The organism is Achromobacter spanius (assembly GCF_002812705.1).
In the GTDB taxonomy this organism is placed as follows: Bacteria; Pseudomonadota; Gammaproteobacteria; order Burkholderiales; family Burkholderiaceae_B; genus Achromobacter; species Achromobacter spanius.
The window spans coordinates 5,584,083-5,603,110 of record NZ_CP025030.1; the positions used below are offsets into that span (position 1 = coordinate 5,584,083).

Here is a 19,028-nt window from a genome sequence, read left to right on the forward strand (position 1 = left end):
AAGCGGACACGCGCTGTGCGCGCACCGCTCAGGTCAAGAGGAAAGAAAGCAGCATGTCGGAATTACCCCGGAATGTCCGGTCTGGCCCACTAAACCTGCGGCAGATCGAGGTGTTTCACGCCATCATGATCACGGGATCGCTCAGCGCCGCGGGGCGGCTGCTGCATGTGACGCAACCCGCCATCAGCCGAGTACTGGCGTCGATAGAACTGCGTCTGGGATACGCGCTGTTTGAACGGTTCAAAGGCCGTCTGCATCCCACCAAGGAAGCGCGCAAACTTTTCCAGGAAGTGGAATCCATTCAGGCTGGCGTCAACCGCTTGAACGACATGGCCGCCGGTTTGGCGGGCCATGGCGGTGGCCTGGTCAGCGTGGTGTCCAGCCCCAGCTTCGGCGAATGGCTGATTCCAGCGGCCACCGCAAAGTTCTGCGCCCGCAATCCCGGCGTGCGCATCCGCTACCGGCCGCTGGGCATGGACGCGCTGCTGCCCCAACTGCTGCTGGGGCATGCGGACATTGCCATCTCCACGTTCAAGCCCGAACACCCCAACCTGATCACCAGCGAACTCGCGCAAGGCGAAATCGTCTGCGTGCTGCGCGCCGGCCATCGGCTGGCGCGAGAAAGCGTCATCAAGCCGGCAATGCTGGCGGGCGAGATGCTGGTGGGCTACGGCCGCGACACGCCACTGGGCGAAACCCTGCACAACTACCTGGGTCCGCAAATCACCCCGGCCATCGAGGTGCGCTCGTCCCAGACGGCGTGCTCGTTCGTGCGCCAGGGCGTCGGCGTGGCCCTGGTGGATTCTTACGGCCTCACGGATACGCTGATGCACGGCATCGTGGTGCGTCGTATCGAGCCAGCGATTTCGCTCTCGGTGCACGTGTCCCATTCCCGGATTGAACCTCCGCCATCCATTGCCAAGGCCTTCCTGGCGCAGTTTTCCCAGATCGTAAAAAAAGAATTGCCTGCAATGACGCAGGCAATCATCAACCGGGCTTAAACCACTTCCGGCACGGGCAGCGGGTCGCCCGCGCCCGTGCGCTCGGTGATCAGCTTGTAGTGATGCGGGCTGCGATGCTTGGCGAAATTGAAGACGTGTTCGCGGAAGGTCTGGCCCATGCCCAGATCGATCTTCGCGGTAATGACTTCGTCTTCCTCGCCGCTGGAACGTGCCACGATCTCACCGGACGGCGCCACGATCATCGAACTGCCGATCATGTGGTGACCGTCTTCATGGCCGCATTTGGCGGCGGCGCCGACCCACACCGCATTCTGATAGGCGCTGGCCTGCAACACGATCTCGTGCGTGGTGGTGCGCCAGTGCGCGGGTTCGTCCCAGTGGATATTCAGCGACGGCGTGTTGTAGCCCAGCACGATCAGCTCGGCGCTTTGCAGCGACATCACGCGGTACGTCTCGGGCCAGCGGCGGTCATTGCACAAGCACATGCCGATCTTGACGTCGTTGGTCTCCCACACGCCAAAGCCCAGATCCCCCACTTCAAAGAACTTCTTCTCCAGATGCTGGAACGGCGCATCCACCTTGTGGTCCGAATGGCCCGGCAGATGGATCTTGCGGTACTTGCCGATGATCTTCGCGCTGCGGTCCACCAGGATGGCGGTGTTGAACTGACGGCCTTCCGGCGTCACTTCCGCATAGCCCAGGTAGAAGCCGATGCCCAGCTCGCGCGCCGTGTCGAACAGCGGCTGCACATCGGCATTGGGCATGGACTTTTCAAAATAGCGGTCCACGGCTTCGGCGTCTTCCATCCAGTAGCGCGGGAAGAAGGTCGTCAGCGCCAATTCCGGGAACACGACAAATTCCGCCTTGCGACCAGCGGCCTCGCGCATCATCTCGACCAGGCGGCGCACGACCACCGCGCGGGTGTCGGCAAGGTTCACGGCGCCCATCTGGGCGACCGCCAGGCCCATCTTGCGGGCGGGGGATGCGTTACTCACGATGTCAATCTCCAGGAGTTCTTATCGAATGGTGTTCAAGTGCAATGCGCCGGGGATCACAGCTCGATCTACGGCTCAACCATGTTGGGAAAAATCTTGCGCAGCAAGGCGGCGCGCGGCGAGATCTCACGCGCTTTTTGCAGCGGGGCAGGCAAGCCGCGCGCAATGAAACGCCCGCGTCCACGTTCGGCGTGCAGCACGCCGTCGTCCACAATCACTTCGCCCCGGCTGATCACGGTGGTGGGCCAACCGGTCACCGTGCGCCCTTCATACGGCGTATAGCCCACGTTGTCGTGCAGACCATCAGCGGTCAACGCGACAACACGCTCGGGGTCCCAGATGGCGATGTCGGCATCCGCGCCGACGGAAATCGTGCCCTTCTTCGGATACAGACCGTACATGCGGGCGTGGTTGGTAGATGTCAGTTGCACGAATTGCTGCAAGCTCAGCCGGCCGCTGCGCACGCCTTCGGAAAACAGCAACGGCATGCGCACTTCCAACCCCGGCAGGCCGTTGGCGATCTGCTTGAAGGTGGTGGCGTCGCCGGCGGGCAGCTTGCCCGACTCGTCGTAGCGGTACGGCGCATGGTCGGACGACAACAGCGCCAGCGTGCCGCTGTCCAGGCTTTGCCACAGCGCCTGCTGCGACACCGGATCGCGCGGCGGCGGACTGCAGCAGAACTTGGCGCCTTCGACGCCGGGAATATCAATATCTTCCGCCGTCAGCAGCAGGTAGTGCGGGCAAGTCTCGCCGTACACCGGCGCACCCAGCGTCTGCGCGGCATGGATCGCCTGCGCCCCGCCCTGGGTCGACACGTGCACGATCAGCACCGGCACTTCCAGCACGGACGCCAGGCTGATGGCGCGCTGCGTGGCTTCGTTCTCGGCAATAGGGTCGTGACTGACCGCGTGGTACTTCGGCGCCGTGTGGCCCGCGGCCAGCAGATGACGCGCAATCCAGCTGATCACGTCATTGTTCTCGGCGTGCACCATCGGCAAGGCGCCTTCGCGCGCGGCGATGGCGAACACATCCAGCAACTGCTTGTCGTCCAGCTTCAGCTTGTCGTAGGTCATGAAGACCTTGAACGACGTGATGCCGGCGCGGATGAGTTCGGGCAGATCGTGGTTGAGCGTCTGCGGCGTGGGGTCGGAGATGATCAGGTGATAGCTGAAGTCGATGACCGACTTCGCGGCGGCCGAGGCGGCATAGTCATCCGCCACCTGGCGCAGCGACTGGCCCCGGTGCTGGGCAGCGAACGGAACGATAGTGGTGTTGCCACCATGGGCCGCGGACACGGATGCGCTGTACCAGTCATCGGCGCACAGCACGCCCATGCTGGACAGTTGTTCAACGTGGCAGTGGCTATCGATGCCACCGGGCATGACCAGTCGACCGGCGACGTCGATGGCGCGTTTGCCTGGCGGCAGCGTCGTGGAAATCGCGGTGATAACGCCGTCGACAATGCCGATATCACCCATGAAATCGGCTTCCGCCGTGATGATGCGGCCGTTGTGCAGAGTCAGATCGAAGTCGGTCATGTGGGGAAGGGACACAAGGATTGCATGCCGTGACGCGCCGGATGGCGGGCACGGCTTAAGGTAGGAAGCATGCATGCGTCCGGAAAAATCCGATACCGCAAGGAAACGCTGCGCGTTGGGCGCCGGCGGGGGTGGGCGTTGTGGCTAAGGGGTTGATTGGATTGATGTTTCGAGGGTGGGCGGGGATGGCGACAGCGGCCACGCATAACCGTGGATCATGGGCGCTGTGCAAAGTTTTATATCGGGTTTCCCCTCGATATCGGGGCATGTGCCGTTCGACCGGCGCGTCGTAGTGGCGTTGGTGTTGGTGTTGGGGGGATGGTGATGGGTTGCGCGCGTTGCGCAGCCGATTTCGCGTGGCGGGTGTGCCGCGCTTCACCCATCCTACAAAGTACCGTCGGACGCGATGCCAAAAGAGGCCGCCCGCGCGGCCGGCTTTGGCGGCCCTGCACACTCTTCCAATCCAACACCAGCCCCCAGAAGCATGCCAAGCACACCACCCGCCCCAGCGACCGACAAGTTTCCGTGGCGCAGCTCGGGGTGGTGGCGGCCTGGTGGCGCGGGGAGTCGATAAGCCCGAGGGAATCCGAAGGCAGCCGCCGCAGGCGGCAACGAGGATGACAAGGGGGCAGTCCGGAGCGAAGGCTCCGGACCGCAATCGTTGACCCGCGCCGCCAGGACGCCGCCGCCCCGGGCGTCTAAAGAACCACGCCCAGGCATATCAAGAACCACGCCGCGTGCATCTCTAGAATCACACCCCGGGCGTCTCAAGAACCACACCCCCGTGCGCCCCAAGAACCACGTCCCAAGCATTTCAAGCCCCCCGCACACCAAGGGCATTCCCTCACGCCCTCCACACCAAGCCTCCCGTACACTCCCCAAAAATCCGCCCCGCGCCGCAATAAACCCCACCATGTTCGCCGACCTGAACCATCTATCCCATCACGCCGCCTGGCGTCGCCAGTTGGAAATGCTGCTGGAATCCGCTGGCGAAGGCATTTACGGGATTGATCTGCGTGGCCGTTGCATCTTCATCAACGGCGCCGGCGCCACCTTGCTGGGCTACACCCCCGACGAAGTCGTTGGCCGCAACATGCACTACCTCATCCATCACTCCCACGCCAACCGCGCCCTGATGCCCGTGCATGACTGCCGCATCTTCCAGGCCTTTCGCGAAGGCCGCGGCGTGCGCGTGGACGACGAAGTGCTCTGGCGCCGCGACGGTTCCTGCTTTGATGCCCAATACGCCTCCTACCCCATCCGCAACGAACAGGAAGTTGTCGGCGCCGTCGTCACGTTTTCAGACATCACCGACCGCAAGCGCATCGAACGTGAACTGCACAGCACCCAGGCCCTGCTGGAACGCCGCGTCGGCGAACGCACCGCCGAACTCAGCAACGCCCATGATTCCCTGCGGCGCCTGTCCTCCCACCTATCCACCCTGCGCGAAGAAGAACGCACCCACATCGCCCGCAACATCCATGACGACCTGGGCGCCTCCTTCACCGCCCTGCAACTGGACCTGAACTGGCTGCGCCGCCAACTCGGCGCCACGCCCGCCCTGCAAACCCACGTCGACCGCATGCTGGAAGTCACCCAGACCGCCATGGGCGCCACCCGCCGCATCCTCAGCGACCTGCGCCCCGTCGTCCTTGACCATCTGGGCCTGTGGGCCGCCCTGGAAACCCTGCTGCAAGACCTGCAAACCCGCACCGGCCTGCAATGCCGCTACCTGTGCCCGCCCGACACCGAACGCCGCCGCCTTGACCGCAACGCCGAGATCGCCGTCTACCGCATCGTCCAGGAACTGCTGACCAACGTGCAGCGTCACGCCTGCGCCCGCAGCGTCAGCGTCAGCGCCGTCTGGAGCGACGACGGCCTGCTGCTTACCGTGGAAGACGACGGCATCGGCATGCAACTGCCCGAAGCCCGCCACACCTTCGGCATCCTTGGCATGCGCGAACGTGCCCGCGGCATCGGCGGAGACCTTGCCCTGGACAGCGCCCCCGGCGCCGGCATGCGCGCCCGCCTGCGCCTGAATCCTACCCGCGCCTGAATCCCGCCTGCGCCTGAACCCTACTTGTCCCGCCCCATGGCCCTGAACCTGCTCATCGTCGACGACCACCTCATCATCCGCCGTGGCCTGGCCCGCATCCTGGAAGAAGACCCGCGCGTCGCCCTCGTACACGAAGCCGCCGACGCCCCTTCCGCCCTGCGCGCCCTGCGCCAGACCCGTTACGACGCCATGGTGCTGGACGTGGCCCTGGGCGAACGCGACGGGCTCGACGTCCTGAAAACCGTGCGCGCCGACTACCCCGCCCTGGGCGTCGTCATGCTGTCCGTCTACCCCGAAACCCAGTTCGCCGTGCGCGCCCTGCGCACCGGCGCCCACGCCTACCTGAACAAAGGCTGCGACCCCGACGAACTGCTGTCCGCCCTGATCAACGCCGCCGCCGGCAAGCTCTACGTCACCCCCACCGTGGCCGAACTGCTGGCCCACACCGTGCGCCAAGACAGCACCCGCCCCCCGCACGAACAACTGTCCAACCGCGAATTCCAGGTCTTGCAATTGCTGGTGGCCGGCCGTTCGGTATCCGCCATCGGCGAACAGCTGGCCCTGTCGGTCAACACCATCTCCACCTACCGCAGCCGCATCTTCGAAAAGCTCGGCGTGCGCACGCTCGTGGAACTGGTGGCCTACGCCAACACGCACCACCTGGGTGCGCTGTAGCCACCTTGCGCACCAGCACGGCGCAGCGTCGCACCGCGTAGTAGACCCCCTACACGCATATCGTCGAACCGGGGATACCGGCCCCGCGCACCCGGCCCCATGATGGCTCCAATCCCCCTCTGGCCGGAGCCATCCCATGTCCCTATTCAGCAATCCGTTCGACGCCAACAGCCGTCTTGCCTGCGGCTGCGGTCGCCACGCCTCGCAAGCCGAACACGAACGCGCCGTGCAATCCGTCACGGACAACGCCGTCGACCAGGCGGTGATGCGCGCCCTGTTCCCGGAAGACGGCCTGCGCCGCCGCTTCCTGCGCGCGGTGGGCGGCGGCACCGCCATGGCCGCCATTGCGTCGATCTTTCCGCTGGCCGCCGCCCGCGAAGCCTTCGCGCAATCCACCGGCCCGCTGGAAAAACAAAAGCTGAAGGTCGGCTTCATTCCCATCACCTGCGCCACGCCCATCATCATGGCGCACCCCATGGGCTTCTACGCCAAGCAAGGGCTTGACGTGGAAGTGGTCAAGACCGCCGGCTGGGCGCTGGTGCGTGACAAGGCCATGTCCGGCGAATACGACGCCGCCCACATGTTGTCCCCCATGCCGCTGGCCATCTCGCTGGGCGTCGGCGCCAGCCGCGCCGTGCCGTGGACCATGCCCGCCGTGGAAAACATCAACGGCCAGGCCATCACGCTGTCCATGAAACACAAGGACCGCCGCGACCCCAAGGACTGGAAGGGCTTCAAGTTTGCCGTGCCGTTCGACTATTCCATGCACAACTACCTGTTGCGCTACTACCTGGCCGAACACGGCCTGGACCCCGACACCGACGTGCAGATCCGTTCCGTGCCGCCCCCTGAAATGGTGGCCAACCTGCGCGCCGACAACATCGACGGCTTCCTGGCTCCTGACCCGGTCAACCAGCGCGCGGTCTACGACGGCGTGGGCTTCATCCACACCCTGTCCAAGAACATCTGGGACGGTCACCCCTGCTGCGCCTTCGCCGCCAGCCAGGAATTCGTGAAGACCATGCCCAACACCTACCAGGCCTTGTTGAAGTCCATCATCGAAGCCACCGCCTACGCCCGCAACCCAGCGCATCGCAAGGAAATCGCCGCCGCCATCGCCGCGCCCAACTACCTGAACCAGCCCGTCACCGTGGTCGAACAAGTGCTGACCGGCACCTACGCCGACGGCCTGGGCAAAGTGCTGACCGACCCCAACCGCATCGACTTCGATCCCATGCCGTGGCAGTCGTTCGCCGTGTGGATCCTGACGCAGATGAAGCGCTGGGGCCAGGTCAAGGGTGACATCGACTACCAGAAGGTCGCCAGCGAGGTCTTCCTGGCGACCGACGCCGTGCGCCTGATGCGCGAGGCCGGCCTGACCCCGCCCGCCGAAACAGCCAAGACCTTCAGCGTCATGGGCAAGCCGTTTGACCCCGCCCAGCCCGAGGCCTACCTGGCCAGCTTCAAGATCCGGAGAGCCTGATGCGGTCAGTGCAATATTGGCGGGCGACGTTCCTGTCCGTCGCGCTGTTCCTGGCGTTCCTGCTGCTGTGGCACGCCGCCACGCGCCCCGATGCGGGCGACGTGACGGTGGACCCGGCCTACGCCGCGCTGGTCGGCAATGCCGCGGCCAGCGGCTCCAAGACGCCGTTTCCCGGCCCGGCCGACGTTGGCGAAAAACTGTGGCAACACCTGAAAGACCCGTTCTACGACCGTGGCCCCAACGACAAGGGCATCGGCGTGCAACTGGGCTATTCGATAGCGCGCGTGCTGGCCGGCTTCAGCCTGGCCGCGCTGGTGGCGATACCGCTGGGCTTTCTGATCGGCATGTCCAAGACCGTCTACCGCGCCTTTGACCCCTTCATCCAGGTGCTCAAACCAATTTCACCGCTGGCCTGGATGCCGCTGGCGCTCTACACCATCAAGGACGCCGACACGTCCGCCATCTTCGTGATCTTCATCTGCTCGCTGTGGCCGATGCTGGTGAATACCGCCTTCGGCGTAGGCGCCGTGCGGCAAGATTGGCTGAACGTGGCGCGCACGCTGGAAGTGTCACGCCTGCGCACCGCCTTGCAGGTGATCTTGCCCGCCGCCGCGCCCACCATCATGACCGGCATGCGCATATCCGTAGGCATCGCCTGGCTGGTGATCGTGGCCGCCGAAATGCTGATCGGCGGCACGGGCATCGGCTACTTCGTGTGGAATGAATGGAACAACCTGTCGATTGCCAACATCATCTGCGCCATCTTTTTCATCGGCCTGATCGGCATGCTGCTGGACACCGCGCTGGCTCGCGTCGCGCGGCTGGTCAGCTATCGGGAGTAACGCCATGAGCCATGCATTCCTGCAAGTCCAAGGCCTTGGCAAACGCTACCCGGGGCGCAACGGCCAGCCCCAGCCGCCCGTCTTCGAGAACGTTGACTTCGACATCGAGCAAGGCCAGTTCGTCTGCGTGATCGGCCATTCCGGCTGCGGCAAGACCACCATCCTGAACGTGCTGGCCGGCATCGACGACACCAACGAAGGCGTCGTCATCATGGACGGCCGCCAGATCTCGGGCCCGTCGCTCGAACGCGGCGTGGTGTTCCAGGCGCATGCGCTGCTGCCCTGGCTGACCGCGCTGCAAAACGTGGAATTCGGCGTGCGTTCGCGCTGGCCCGCCTATACCCTCGAGCAAGTGCGCGAACACAGCCTGCGCTACCTGGACATGGTGGGCCTGGCGCAGGCGGCGGGCAAGAAGCCCAGCGAACTGTCGGGCGGCATGAAGCAGCGCGTGGGTATTGCACGCGCCTTCGCCATCCAGCCCAAAATGCTGTTGCTGGACGAGCCTTTCGGCGCGCTGGACGCGTTGACGCGCGGCACCATCCAGGACGAGCTGCGCGGCATCGTGCAGCAAACCCGCCAGACCGTATTCATGATCACGCACGACGTGGACGAAGCCATTCTGCTGTCGGACCGCATCCTGCTCATGAGCGCGGGCCCATACGCCCGCATTGCCGAGTCCGTCAGCGTCGATCTGCCGCGCGACCGGACCCGCGCCAGCCTGCATCACGAACCCCGCTATTACGATATCCGCAACCATCTCGTCGACTTCCTGGTCGACAAGGCATCCCACAAGGAGTGACACCCATCATGATGTCCCGCGCTGAAGTGACCGAACTGGTCGTTACCCGCAAACTGGAAAAAAAGCTGTCCTGGAGCGCCATCGCTGAAGCCGTTGGCCAAAGCAAGGAATGGACCACCGCCGCGCTGCTGGGCCAGATGACGCTGACCGAGGAACAAGCCCTGGCCGCCGCCCGCATCCTGGACCTGCCCGACGACGCCGTGGTGCAGTTGCAAGTGGTGCCCTACAAGGGCTCGCTGCCCACCACGGTGCCCACCGACCCGCTGATCTACCGCTTCTATGAGCTGATCAACGTCTACGGCACCACGTTCAAGGCCTTGATCAATGAAGAATTCGGCGACGGCATCATGAGCGCCATCGATTTCAAGATGGACTTGCAGCGCGAAGCCGACCCCAAGGGCGATCGCGTGCAGATCGTGATGAGCGGCAAGTTCCTGCCGTACAAGATGTATTGATGCGTTGAGCTGGCACGCCCCGCGTCAAGACCGGGGCGCGCTTGGGTTGCTGATTTTGGCTGAGAGCTGGCCTAGCCTTCCACCGCCAGCTCTTCCCAGCCCAGCTCGCGCGTGCGCTGCAAGGTGGCCGTGACTTGCGCCGCCGCCTCGCGCGCAGCCTCAAGCAGGTCCTGCCCGGTCAACAGCCTGGCCGTCAGGCTGGCCATGAACACGTCGCCGGTGCCATGCACCGACGGCGGGATGGCGATTTCCGGATGCGTCACAACGTTGAGCGTGTCGCGCGTGACCACCGCCAACTGCAAGGCGCCCGGTTCCGCTGCCATCGGCGCGGCGCTGGTCACCACAATCCATTGCGGCCCCAGCGCGATCAGTTCACGCGCCGCCGCCGCCACCTCGTCCATCGTCGCCAATGGCCGGCCCACCAGCATTTCAAGTTCAAAGTGGTTTGGCGTCATGCCGTCGGCCAGCGGCACCAGCAAGCTGCGGTATTGCGCGACCAGGCCCGCGTCCACATACAAGCCGTCGTTGCGGTCGCCCATCACGGGGTCGATATGCACGCGCACGTCAGGCCGCGCGGCGCGCAAGGCCGGCAGCCAGCTTGCCAGCAGGTCCGCCTGCCCCGGCTGCCCCAGATACCCGCAGACCACGGCGCGCGCCACGCGGGTCACGCCGCGCTCGTCCAACCCCTTCAACAAACCGGCGAACCAGTCCAAGGGCACCGCGCCGCCATGCAGCGTGGGATAGTGCGGCGTGTTGCTCAGCACCACCGTGGGCACGGCGATGGCGCGCAGGCCCGCGCGGCGGAAGATCGGCATGGCGGCGTTGTTGCCGACATAGCCGTAGACGACTTGGGATTGGATGGAAATGACGTCCACCTGCGCGGTGAAGGCGGGCAACGCTGCGCCGGGCGTGGGGGCAGCGGAAATGGCGGTCATACGGCGGGCTCCTGACAGGAACTTAAGGTTGCATGCCGGCAAGCGGCCGGCTGCGCCACATTCTAGTCCGCCGTGGCGCCCTCGCATGCCGCGGCCAGCCAGGCGGCGCCGTCCCGCACCGCGCGGACAACGCCGCCGAGGTGCGGCGCGTAGGGATAGGCCACCGATGACACGACCGTGCATTGCCCCATTTGTGGATGCGTAGTGTTCATCAAGTACTGGACGCCGCCCGTGGCGGTCGGCACGCGCAGCAGCAGGGTGTCACCGCCCGCCAGCCAGGCGTCGCCCACGGCCCGCGTGGCGCGCAGATCGGTCTGCCAATGCAGCGGTGGCTCGGCCACGCCCACCGCGCGGCCGGGCGCCCGTACCTCCAGCAGCCGGTAATCGCGTGGCAAGGCGCCTGGATGCGCCACCTCGGCCAACGCCAGTCGCGCGAGCACCGCGGCGGCCGGGCTTGCGTCCAACACGGTCACCGGGGCGCCCGCCTCGTGCCAACGGCCCGCCGGCCGCGCGCGCGGCTGCAGGTCCTGGGCATTGCTCAAGCGCCACAGCGCAATCATGGGCCGTTTCCTTCGTCAATATCCACTAGCCATTCTTCGATCAGGGCGGCATAGCGCCCGTGCTGGCACACCCGCAACGGTACCCGTCCAAGCAGCCGCCGCTTGGGTGTGCCAAGCCAGCGAACCGCCTGTTCACGGTCGCCGAACACCAGCTCGGCCAACCACACCACGCGGATCGCGCGATGCAACACCCGCAGGTCGGCCAGGTCCAGCCCCCACGCGGGCGGTGACTGCGCGGCCGCGGATTCTGGAATTCCCGGCATTCCCTGTGGCATGCCCGCAGGCATCAACGGAAACCAGCGCGCAAGATCATCCGGGAACGCCTGGCGCAGCGCCTGCAATAACACCGCCGCGCCTCGCAAGCTGGCGGGCGGCTGCGCGTGGCCCAGCACCCGCGTCAGGCGTTCGTCCAGCGCCAGCGTGACGGCGCTTGCCGCGTCACGGGGCGCGGGCAACGGACGGCGCGCTGGCCTGGGTAACCGCGTTTTGTTCAAACGCGGCATTGAGGGCAGCGCCATCGATGCTGACGGTTCCGGCATTCAGCAAACCCTCCATATAGGCCCGCGCGGCCAGTTCCTGACGTTGGTTACGCAGGGCGGCACGCAGCGCCGGCCTGACTTGGTCGAACGGTGTCACGCTGGCCGGCCGCTGCGCCGCCAGCTTCAGGATGTGGAAACCGGCGGCAGACTGCACCGGGGCGGACACGTCGCCCGCTTTCATCTGCTGCACCACCGGACGCATTTCCGGCGTCAACTGCGTCAACGGCACATAGCCGATATCGCCGCCCTGCGCGCGCGTGGTCTCGTCGCGTGAATTGGCCTGCGCCAGCGCCGCGAAGTCGGCCTTGGGCGCCTGCGCCCGCTTGGCCAGGTCCAGCGCCTGCTTACGCGCCGCCGCCACCGCATCGGCATCACCCAACGGCGCGGGCAGGAAAATCTGGCTGACGCGGTACTGCGCCGGCTCGGTCAGTTGCGGTTTGGCGCGTTCGTAAGCCGCTTGCAGCTCCGCGTCGCCGGGATAATCGTCCGGTGCGCGGCTGACGGATTCCAGATAGCTTTGCACCACGATGCGTTCCTGCGCAGCCTGGACTGCCTGTTTGATCTCGGGCTTGTCCTGCCAGCCCTGCGCGCGCGCCTGCTCGATCAGCGCCTTCTCGGCCAGACGCCCGCGCAGCCACTGGTCCAGGCCCGCGCGGTTGTCCTGCAATTGCTGACGCGCCTGCGGCGGCAAGGCCTGCAATTGGCGCATCAGTTCATCGCGTTCGACACGCACGGCGCCCAAGGTGGCGATGGCCGGCACTTGGGGAGCCGGAGCCGCCGCCGCGACCTTGGTCGCCGTGGCGCCGGGCGGTGAAGTAACGGGCGGTGAAGCAACGGGCGGTGAGGCGACGGGCGCGGCGGACGGCACGGCTTTGGCCAGTGCCGGAGCGGGCTCGCTGCTTTGGGCATCGTTGCCGCGCATCAACGCCACCGCGCCCGCCAGCACGGCGATAAGCAGCACGGCAGCCGTCACGCGCAGTTGCTTGTTGGAAGTCAGAGTCTTGGTCATGGATCGCACCCTTTGCCAGGCAAGCCGCGTTACGCCGCCGCCGTTGTCTCGGCTGCGTCGGCCTCGTCGGCTTGCTGCTGGGCTTGCTGTTCGGTGTGCTGTTCGGCCTGCGCCTCAGCTTGCGCCGCCTCGCCGTGCTCGGCCGACGCATTCGCGCGCAAGAACAACAGAAACTCTTGCAGCAAGCGGTCCCACAGTTCGGTCGTGGCGCGCAAGTAAGATTCCGACACGCCGCCGGCCACGATCACGTCCAGTTCCAGCACCAGGAACACACCCTGCACCGACAGGCGGGCAAAGCGCTTTTCCACGTTCCATCGGTCGGCCAGACCGGCCGGCAGGTCCCCTTGCACACGCAACGCGCAGCTCAGCGTGTAGTCCAGATAATGGCCTTCCTGCTGGGCCGGGTTGCCCATGCGGGCGGCAAAGCCCACGCCCTGGCTGGCGCTCAACAGTTGCACCATGCCGTTCTGCTCGGACAGCGTCACGCGGTAGCCAACGGATTGCAGCAGGGCTTGCAGGCGTTCGGCGTTCACATCAAGAATCAGGTTCGATTCGGTCATTTCATATTTCCAGGAATAAGGAGGGGGCAATCGGGGAAGGCTACGGCCTGGACGTTGCAGCGGCTTGACTCTGGGGCGCTTGACTTTGGGGCGCTTGACTTTGGGGCGCTTGACTCTGGGGCGCTTGCGCGTCGTAGAGCTTGTCGCCGTAGGCCTGCGCCTGCTCTTCGAACTGCACGCGCGCCTTGCCCGCGAACGGTTGTTTGAGCGCCAGAATGTCGCCCGTGCTGATGCGTTCATAGGCATTCAGAATGTCTTTGCCGGCCTGGTACATCTCGCGGTTCTTCGCCAGGCACACCTTGACCTCTTCCTCGCGCTGCGCCAGGTTGCGGGCCAGCGCCACGCGCTCCGTTTCCTTGGTGCGCGCCAGGGTCAACAGTTCGTCGTAGGCGCCCTTGAACTTGCCCAGTTGCGCATGGCTGGCGGCCACTTGGGCCTGGGCGCTTTCCGTCAGCGCGTCTTGCTGCGCCGCCAGCTTTTCGGCCTGCCCACGGCTCTTGGCCAACTGCGCGCGCAGCGACTCCAGCTCCTTCTGCGCGGCGTCAAGCTGCGCTTGGGTGGCCGCCTTGGCCGCGTTGATCTGCGCCTGCTCGCTTTGCAGCTGCTGCAACTGCTGCGTGGTGCTGCGCAACTGGGCGCGCAGGCGCTCTTCCATGGTTTCGGCCTGGGCGCCGCCAGACAGGCTGAGGCCTGCCGCGCACAGCGCCACGGCGGCGGCCAGGCGCCGGCCGCGCCCGGCCGTGGGGAAATGGCGGGATGCATCCCATACGATGTGCATGTCCATGGCCTTAGAACCTGGCATTGATTTCGAACTGCATGGTGTCGATGGCCAGGGGTTCACCATAGATCTCCTTGGTGCTCATCCAGCGGAACACGCCATACACGTTCTTCTCGAAGGCATAGCCCGCGCCGATGTAGTAGCCGCGCGCGTTGGTGCCGCCCTGGTGGAACGACGAATCGTTGAAGGCATCGGGCAGCGCATCCGGCTGGATGTACTTGTAGCCAACGAAGGCCAGCCAGTCGCCCTTCTCTTTCAGGTCATACGAACGGCCCAACGTGGCTTGCAGCATCCAGGCGTTGGGGCCGCTTTCGACGTTGCCGTTGTCGTCGAAGTTGTTGACGATATAGCCCTGCGAGCGGCTCGCCATCTTGCCCTTGCTGTAGGCCAGGTTGTGGATGAAGTTGCCGTTCACGCGCAGGCCCAGCCCATCGAACACGCGGGTATCCCAACGCAGGTTCAAGTCCAGCAAGTCAAACTTCGAAGCCAGGCCCACGTATTGCGGCTGCGGCGTGTTGGCCGGGTCGAGCGGGTTGGGGGCAATGTTACGCAAGAGGAACAGCGTGTTGCCCTTTTGCATGAAGGCGGGCCGCGACCAGTCGGTGTCGCAGTTTTCGTCGCCCGCCCACGGCGAGCACGCGCTTGAGCGCTTGCCGGCGATGTTGTCGAAGTGGTAGTACGCCAGCGCGCCGCGCAGGCTGTTCTGGTTATTGACCTTCCAGTCGGCGCCCACCTGCGCGCCCAGCAGCCACTTGTTTTCGCTTGCGCCTTCCGTCATGGAAGACGCATTCCAGCCGTTGTTCGCGTACTCGGTCGCAAACGCGCCCAGCGTGCCGAACAAGGTCACATCGCGGCCTTGCAGAGGCTGCTTGAAAATGGCCGCGATACCGTCGAAATTCAGATCGTTGGAGAACAGCGTATCGGTGGATTCGAACGGGTTGGCGATGCGGCCGCCGGTTACCGTGGCCCACGTGGCGGGACGATAGGTCAGGTAGGCCTGGTCAAGCCAGATTTCCTTCTTGCCCATGCCGCCGCCCAGCGTCTGCGAGGTGGATACCGGGCTGTCGTCGCTGCCGGTGGCCAGCCGAATGCCCGCCGTCCAGGCTTCGGAAATATCGGCGCGCACCCCAAGACGGGCACGGATGCGCAACTGGTTGCGGCGGTCTTCGCGCGTGTTCAGCATGGGCGGATAGCCGCCGTTGGTGTTCTGGTTGACGTCGTACGGCCCGTTGGCGTTGAGCTTGGCGAAATTGACAATCTCGTTGCTGTTGCCGCCGTTGTAGAAGCGCGATTCGTCGCGCACGCGAACGTCGCCTTCCACGGTGATGCGCGACACCCAATCCGGGAAGGTATTGGGCTGCGCCCAGTTCTCTTCCTTGGCCTGCACCATGACTTCAGCCTTGACCTCGTCGCGAATCTGGTCACGCACGGTCTGCGGAATGTAGGGCACGCGCACGTCGCCCGCTTGCGCCACGGCGGCGCCGCGGTCGGCGGGCGGAGCGTTGCGCGCGGCCTGGGCTTCGGCCTCGGCCTGCGCCACCAGCGCGTTGGCCTGTTCGGGCTTGAGCACGCCTTGCTGCACCAGCAGGCGGATCAGGTTGATGGTGGCGTTCTCGGACGGCGCGGGCGCGCTGTGCGCCGGCAGCGAGGCGGCGCCCGCCACGGCCAGCGCCAGCGATGCCGCCAACCGGTTCAATGGGAACTTCATGCTCTTGTCACTCCAGGATCAATTCAATGTGAGACATCAAGACGGGCGGCGGCCAGTCAGCGAGGCACGGATGGGCATGCTGGCCGAGGCCGGCGGGCGTTCGTCCAGGCCCGGCACGGCGCGCAGCGCGGCGATCACGCGGGCGTCGACGTCGGCGTCGCCGCTGCCACGGGTCAATTCAACGCGGGTGACCTGGCCCGACGCCGTGAGCCAGATGTTGGCTTGCAGGCGGAAAGTCAGATTGCGAGTGCGTTCGTCTTCGCGCAGGATCTTCTGCAGCGCATAGGCCAGGTATTGGCTATAGGTGGCGTTGCCCGCGCGGCCCCCTCCCCCGCCCGACATGCCCTTGCCCTGCCCCGCGCCGATGTTGAAGGCGTCGCCGCCGGCTTGGGCGTCGCCGTCGATCTGCATCGGGTTGGCCAGGTCGTCGGCCGGGCGCGGCGGCGCCTCGTCCTGCGGCTTGGGCGGTTCGGGCGTGGGCTGCGGTTCGGGCTCGGGCGTGGCCACGGGCTCTTCCTTGGGCTGCTCGGGTTCCGGCGGCTTCTCGGGCTCGGGTGGCGGCGGCGGAGGCGGCGGCAGCGGGATGATGGCCGTGACCTTGGGCGCATCGCGCCGGACGCCGGACATATCGTTGGCCCAGCGCCAAAGCGCGTAGGCCGCCACGATCGCCGCCACCACCACGGCCGCCAGCTTCAGCCAGCGGCGCGCCGGATGCGGATCGCGCGAAGAATCGGATGCATGTTGCGGCATGACGTCGGTTCCGGCCTCTATTGCGGCTTGCCGGTAACCAGGCCGACCTGTGCAAGTTCCAGGCGGCGCAACAGATCCAGCACTTCCACGACCTTCTGGTACTGCACGGCGGCGTCGCCGCGCACAATGACCGGGAAGTCGGGGTTCAGTGCCTTCTCCGTGCGCAGCCGGTCTTCCAGCTCGGGCAAGGTAACCGGGTAAGCGTCCAGGAAAACCTGGCCGGCGTCGTTGACGGAGATCGCCTTGGTTTTCGGCTGCGACAAGGCCACGGTGGAACTGGCCTTGGGCAGGTTGACCTTGATGCCGGCGATCTGTGCGGTGGCCGTCAGAATGAACATGACCAGCACGACCATCAGCACGTCGACCAGCGGCGTGATGTTGATGCCGTCGACGGGCGCGTCGTCATCATCGTCCTGGGAGGTGGATACGGAAGCCATGGCTGCTCCTTACGCTTCGGCGGACGCGGGTTGCACGTCGCGCACGGCCGGGCGGCTGGCCGCCGGGGCGCGCACTGCCTGCTGATGGGCGGCTTCCTGCGCTTGCGTTTCGCCGTGCACTTCGGCCAGGCGCGTGACGAACTCATCGACGAACACGCGCATGTCGGCGCTGACTTCCTTGTTGCGCGACACCAGACGGTTGTAGCCAAACAGCGCGGGGATCGCGACAAACAGGCCCATCGCGGTGGCCAGCAAGGCGGCCGCCATGCCGGGCGCGATGGCGTTGATGTTGACGTCACCCGCCATGGCCGTGCCCAGGAACACCACCATGATGCCCAGCACCGTGCCCAGCAGGCCGATGTAGGGGCCGCCCGCAATGGCGTTTGACAGCGAACCCAGCTTCGAACCCAGCGCCAGGTTTTCCTTGGTGCGCACGGCATCCATCGACGCGCGTATGGCTTCGATGGTGGCCGTGGAAATCGACGTGGTGTCGGCGCCCTGCGCGCGGCGCGTGCGGATCTCGTTGATGGCGACGCGGTACAGGCGCCACAGCGAGGCCTGCTCAACGCGCGTGGCCAGCGCCTTGTCGTCCGCCAGCAATTCCAGGCGCTGGCCGACCGTGGCGAAGGCCTCGCGGAACGATTCGTTGGCGCGCGCCACGCGAGCCACGTTGCGGCTCTTCTTGAACATGATGATCCAGGACTGCACCATCATCAGCACCAGCACGCCAATGATGATCCAGGCGTCGATCGGCACGGCGTTAAGCAGAAAGCCCAGTCCGCCAAAGCCAAAACCGGATTGCTCTTCATCGGCGCCGTAGGCCACCAGGCGCGACTCGGCGCCTTGCGAGGCCGCGTCGGCGTAGATCAGCGCGGCGGGACGCGCAACCTTGGACAGGCGCACTTCGTCAATCGCACCCACGAACGGCGCGTACGTCGGCTGCGGCGCCGGAGCGGCTTCGACGGGCGTCGTGCCGTCCGCCGCGGGGGGCGCGGGGGTTGCGGCGGACACCGGCGGCGTCGGCACGTCGCCGCCCAGCGCGGCGGTAGTGCCAAGCGGCGGCAGGCTGGCCGCCAAGGATGCGGTAGCGCGGCCATTCACATACAGGTGAACCTGGCTGCCATCGGCCGTTACGGCAAGGTGCTGCCAGGCGGCGGGCGTCAGCGGTTGGCCGGGCTGGCTGCGCTGGCCGTTCACTTCCACAAAGGGCACGCCCTGGTTGATGCCGATCAGCAAGGCGTTGCCGGCGTCGCGACGCGCGTAGATCAGTTGTTCGCCGGCCGGTTGGTCGGCACGCACCCAGGCGCTGAACGTGAAGGCGCCCGCGGCGGGAATGGCCAATGAGGGGCTGGCCGGCAGCATCAGCGGCGCGGCGCCCGTGAACTGCGCGGCGCGGCCGATGACGCCGTCCACCATCGCAGCGGTCGGCGTCTGGCCGTGGTTGCTGTAGGCCGTGGTGTCGCGGGGCGGCGCGCCGGCCGCGCCGTCAAAGTGGTAGACCAGGGTGTAGTTGGGGTCGAAACTCAGTTGGCCGTTGGCCGAGGCGGGCGCCTTCTGGTTGCCGTAGTACATCCAGATGTCCTGACGCTGGCCGTCGGCCACTTCCGGCACATCCACCCACACCAGCGCCATCCCCAGCAAGGGGTCGAACGATTCCAACTGGTGGTTCAGCACGGTCTGGTCGTCGGCCGCCACAAAACGGATGTCGGCGCCCTTCTCGTTGATGCCATCGAAGGTGAAGTTGCCCGTATGCAGGCGCACCAGCAGCGGCGTGCGGCCGGCGGGGCCGCCCAGCGGCATGCCTTGCGCGGTGCTGTCGACGGTGATTTGCTTGCGGTACTGCCAGTCTGGTTGCCACCAGGCGTTGGCGGCGGACGGCAGTACGCCGGCCAGCACGGTTAGCAGGAGCATCAATAGGCGTTGCATGAGTAAGACTCCGGGGGTGAA

19 protein-coding genes are annotated in these 19,028 nt (G+C 65.9%); 7 read left to right on the plus strand and 12 right to left on the minus strand.

Translation table 11 applies throughout. The annotated features are described in order from the left end of the window. Nucleotides 1-53 precede the first annotated feature (53 nt). The gene (locus CVS48_RS25375) at nucleotides 54-1,001 is read left to right on the plus strand and encodes a LysR family transcriptional regulator (protein ID WP_100856863.1); all 948 of its coding nucleotides are present in this window, start codon (nucleotides 54-56) and stop codon (nucleotides 999-1,001) included. Here CVS48_RS25375 and CVS48_RS25380 read toward each other — a convergent pair. Together CVS48_RS25380 and hydA are read right to left on the minus strand one after the other, a co-directional pair. Continuing rightward, a complete protein-coding gene (locus CVS48_RS25380; RefSeq protein WP_172616243.1) occupies nucleotides 998-1,930 on the minus strand; it encodes an N-carbamoyl-D-amino-acid hydrolase in 933 nt (310 codons plus the stop codon). The genes CVS48_RS25375 and CVS48_RS25380 overlap by 4 nt on opposite strands. Before the next feature lie 95 nt (nucleotides 1,931-2,025). Further along, complete coding sequence (hydA, locus tag CVS48_RS25385) at nucleotides 2,026-3,495, minus strand: dihydropyrimidinase (protein WP_100856865.1); 1,470 nt, start codon at nucleotides 3,493-3,495, stop codon at nucleotides 2,026-2,028. A 913-nt stretch (nucleotides 3,496-4,408) separates the two neighbouring features. Here hydA and CVS48_RS25390 point away from each other — a divergent pair. From CVS48_RS25390 to cynS, 6 genes are all read left to right on the plus strand, one after another. Continuing rightward, nucleotides 4,409-5,551 (plus strand): sensor histidine kinase, encoded by a 1,143-nt coding sequence (locus CVS48_RS25390; protein WP_100856866.1) that lies wholly within the window; start codon nucleotides 4,409-4,411, stop codon nucleotides 5,549-5,551. 36 nt (nucleotides 5,552-5,587) lie between these two features. Then, nucleotides 5,588-6,226, plus strand: coding sequence for a response regulator (locus CVS48_RS25395; RefSeq protein ID WP_050450344.1), 639 nt, complete (start codon nucleotides 5,588-5,590; stop codon nucleotides 6,224-6,226). 136 nt (nucleotides 6,227-6,362) lie between these two features. Further along, a complete protein-coding gene (locus tag CVS48_RS25400) occupies nucleotides 6,363-7,709 on the plus strand; it encodes a CmpA/NrtA family ABC transporter substrate-binding protein (RefSeq protein WP_100856867.1) in 1,347 nt (448 codons plus the stop codon). Next, nucleotides 7,709-8,551, plus strand: a complete 843-nt coding sequence (gene ntrB, locus CVS48_RS25405) for a nitrate ABC transporter permease (RefSeq protein WP_100856868.1) — start codon at nucleotides 7,709-7,711, stop codon at nucleotides 8,549-8,551. Before CVS48_RS25400 ends, ntrB begins: the two co-directional genes overlap by 1 nt. A 4-nt stretch (nucleotides 8,552-8,555) precedes the next feature. Next, nucleotides 8,556-9,350 (plus strand): ABC transporter ATP-binding protein, encoded by a 795-nt coding sequence (locus CVS48_RS25410; protein ID WP_100856869.1) that lies wholly within the window; start codon nucleotides 8,556-8,558, stop codon nucleotides 9,348-9,350. An 11-nt stretch (nucleotides 9,351-9,361) separates the two neighbouring features. After that, nucleotides 9,362-9,805, plus strand: coding sequence for a cyanase (cynS, locus tag CVS48_RS25415; protein ID WP_100857857.1), 444 nt, complete (start codon nucleotides 9,362-9,364; stop codon nucleotides 9,803-9,805). A gap of 71 nt (nucleotides 9,806-9,876) precedes the next feature. Here the strand turns inward: cynS and pdxK are convergent, their stop codons facing one another. From pdxK to CVS48_RS25465, 10 genes are all read right to left on the minus strand, one after another. Further along, nucleotides 9,877-10,740 (minus strand): pyridoxine/pyridoxal/pyridoxamine kinase, encoded by an 864-nt coding sequence (pdxK, locus tag CVS48_RS25420; RefSeq protein ID WP_100856870.1) that lies wholly within the window; start codon nucleotides 10,738-10,740, stop codon nucleotides 9,877-9,879. A 62-nt stretch (nucleotides 10,741-10,802) separates the two neighbouring features. Then, nucleotides 10,803-11,300, minus strand: a complete 498-nt coding sequence (locus CVS48_RS25425; protein ID WP_100856871.1) for an RES family NAD+ phosphorylase — start codon at nucleotides 11,298-11,300, stop codon at nucleotides 10,803-10,805. Continuing rightward, on the minus strand, nucleotides 11,297-11,755 hold the full coding sequence (locus CVS48_RS25430) for an MbcA/ParS/Xre antitoxin family protein (protein WP_242001160.1): 459 nt from the start codon (nucleotides 11,753-11,755) through the stop codon (nucleotides 11,297-11,299). Before CVS48_RS25430 ends, CVS48_RS25425 begins: the two co-directional genes overlap by 4 nt. Further along, complete coding sequence (locus CVS48_RS25435; RefSeq protein ID WP_100856873.1) at nucleotides 11,739-12,848, minus strand: peptidylprolyl isomerase; 1,110 nt, start codon at nucleotides 12,846-12,848, stop codon at nucleotides 11,739-11,741. The genes CVS48_RS25430 and CVS48_RS25435 overlap by 17 nt, the downstream gene beginning before the upstream one ends. A 29-nt stretch (nucleotides 12,849-12,877) precedes the next feature. After that, complete coding sequence (locus CVS48_RS25440) at nucleotides 12,878-13,408, minus strand: YbjN domain-containing protein (protein WP_100856874.1); 531 nt, start codon at nucleotides 13,406-13,408, stop codon at nucleotides 12,878-12,880. Between the two features lie 40 nt (nucleotides 13,409-13,448). Further along, complete coding sequence (locus CVS48_RS25445; protein WP_242001159.1) at nucleotides 13,449-14,186, minus strand: DNA repair protein; 738 nt, start codon at nucleotides 14,184-14,186, stop codon at nucleotides 13,449-13,451. A gap of 10 nt (nucleotides 14,187-14,196) precedes the next feature. After that, the gene (locus tag CVS48_RS25450) at nucleotides 14,197-15,894 is read right to left on the minus strand and encodes a putative porin (protein WP_100856875.1); all 1,698 of its coding nucleotides are present in this window, start codon (nucleotides 15,892-15,894) and stop codon (nucleotides 14,197-14,199) included. 36 nt (nucleotides 15,895-15,930) lie between these two features. Continuing rightward, nucleotides 15,931-16,644, minus strand: coding sequence for a TonB C-terminal domain-containing protein (locus tag CVS48_RS25455; protein WP_100856876.1), 714 nt, complete (start codon nucleotides 16,642-16,644; stop codon nucleotides 15,931-15,933). A 17-nt stretch (nucleotides 16,645-16,661) separates the two neighbouring features. Then, entirely contained in the window at nucleotides 16,662-17,081 is a 420-nt protein-coding gene (locus CVS48_RS25460; protein ID WP_100856877.1) for an ExbD/TolR family protein, read from the minus strand. Nucleotides 17,082-17,090: 9 nt separating this feature from the next. Beyond that, nucleotides 17,091-19,007, minus strand: a complete 1,917-nt coding sequence (locus CVS48_RS25465) for a DUF2341 domain-containing protein (RefSeq protein WP_100856878.1) — start codon at nucleotides 19,005-19,007, stop codon at nucleotides 17,091-17,093. Between the last annotated feature and the right edge of the window lie 21 nt (nucleotides 19,008-19,028).

Coding starts and splice junctions, on each gene's coding strand:
- CVS48_RS25375 (WP_100856863.1), top strand. CDS start 54: ATGTCGGAATTACCCCGGAATGTCCGGTCTGGCCCACTAAACCTGCGG.
- CVS48_RS25380 (WP_172616243.1), bottom strand. CDS start 1,930: ATGGGCCTGGCGGTCGCCCAGATGGGCGCCGTGAACCTTGCCGACACC.
- hydA (WP_100856865.1), bottom strand. CDS start 3,495: ATGACCGACTTCGATCTGACTCTGCACAACGGCCGCATCATCACGGCG.
- CVS48_RS25390 (WP_100856866.1), top strand. CDS start 4,409: ATGTTCGCCGACCTGAACCATCTATCCCATCACGCCGCCTGGCGTCGC.
- CVS48_RS25395 (WP_050450344.1), top strand. CDS start 5,588: ATGGCCCTGAACCTGCTCATCGTCGACGACCACCTCATCATCCGCCGT.
- CVS48_RS25400 (WP_100856867.1), top strand. CDS start 6,363: ATGTCCCTATTCAGCAATCCGTTCGACGCCAACAGCCGTCTTGCCTGC.
- ntrB (WP_100856868.1), top strand. CDS start 7,709: ATGCGGTCAGTGCAATATTGGCGGGCGACGTTCCTGTCCGTCGCGCTG.
- CVS48_RS25410 (WP_100856869.1), top strand. CDS start 8,556: ATGAGCCATGCATTCCTGCAAGTCCAAGGCCTTGGCAAACGCTACCCG.
- cynS (WP_100857857.1), top strand. CDS start 9,362: ATGTCCCGCGCTGAAGTGACCGAACTGGTCGTTACCCGCAAACTGGAA.
- pdxK (WP_100856870.1), bottom strand. CDS start 10,740: ATGACCGCCATTTCCGCTGCCCCCACGCCCGGCGCAGCGTTGCCCGCC.
- CVS48_RS25425 (WP_100856871.1), bottom strand. CDS start 11,300: ATGATTGCGCTGTGGCGCTTGAGCAATGCCCAGGACCTGCAGCCGCGC.
- CVS48_RS25435 (WP_100856873.1), bottom strand. CDS start 12,848: ATGACCAAGACTCTGACTTCCAACAAGCAACTGCGCGTGACGGCTGCC.
- CVS48_RS25440 (WP_100856874.1), bottom strand. CDS start 13,408: ATGACCGAATCGAACCTGATTCTTGATGTGAACGCCGAACGCCTGCAA.
- CVS48_RS25445 (WP_242001159.1), bottom strand. CDS start 14,186: ATGCACATCGTATGGGATGCATCCCGCCATTTCCCCACGGCCGGGCGC.
- CVS48_RS25450 (WP_100856875.1), bottom strand. CDS start 15,894: ATGAAGTTCCCATTGAACCGGTTGGCGGCATCGCTGGCGCTGGCCGTG.
- CVS48_RS25455 (WP_100856876.1), bottom strand. CDS start 16,644: ATGCCGCAACATGCATCCGATTCTTCGCGCGATCCGCATCCGGCGCGC.
- CVS48_RS25460 (WP_100856877.1), bottom strand. CDS start 17,081: ATGGCTTCCGTATCCACCTCCCAGGACGATGATGACGACGCGCCCGTC.
- CVS48_RS25465 (WP_100856878.1), bottom strand. CDS start 19,007: ATGCAACGCCTATTGATGCTCCTGCTAACCGTGCTGGCCGGCGTACTG.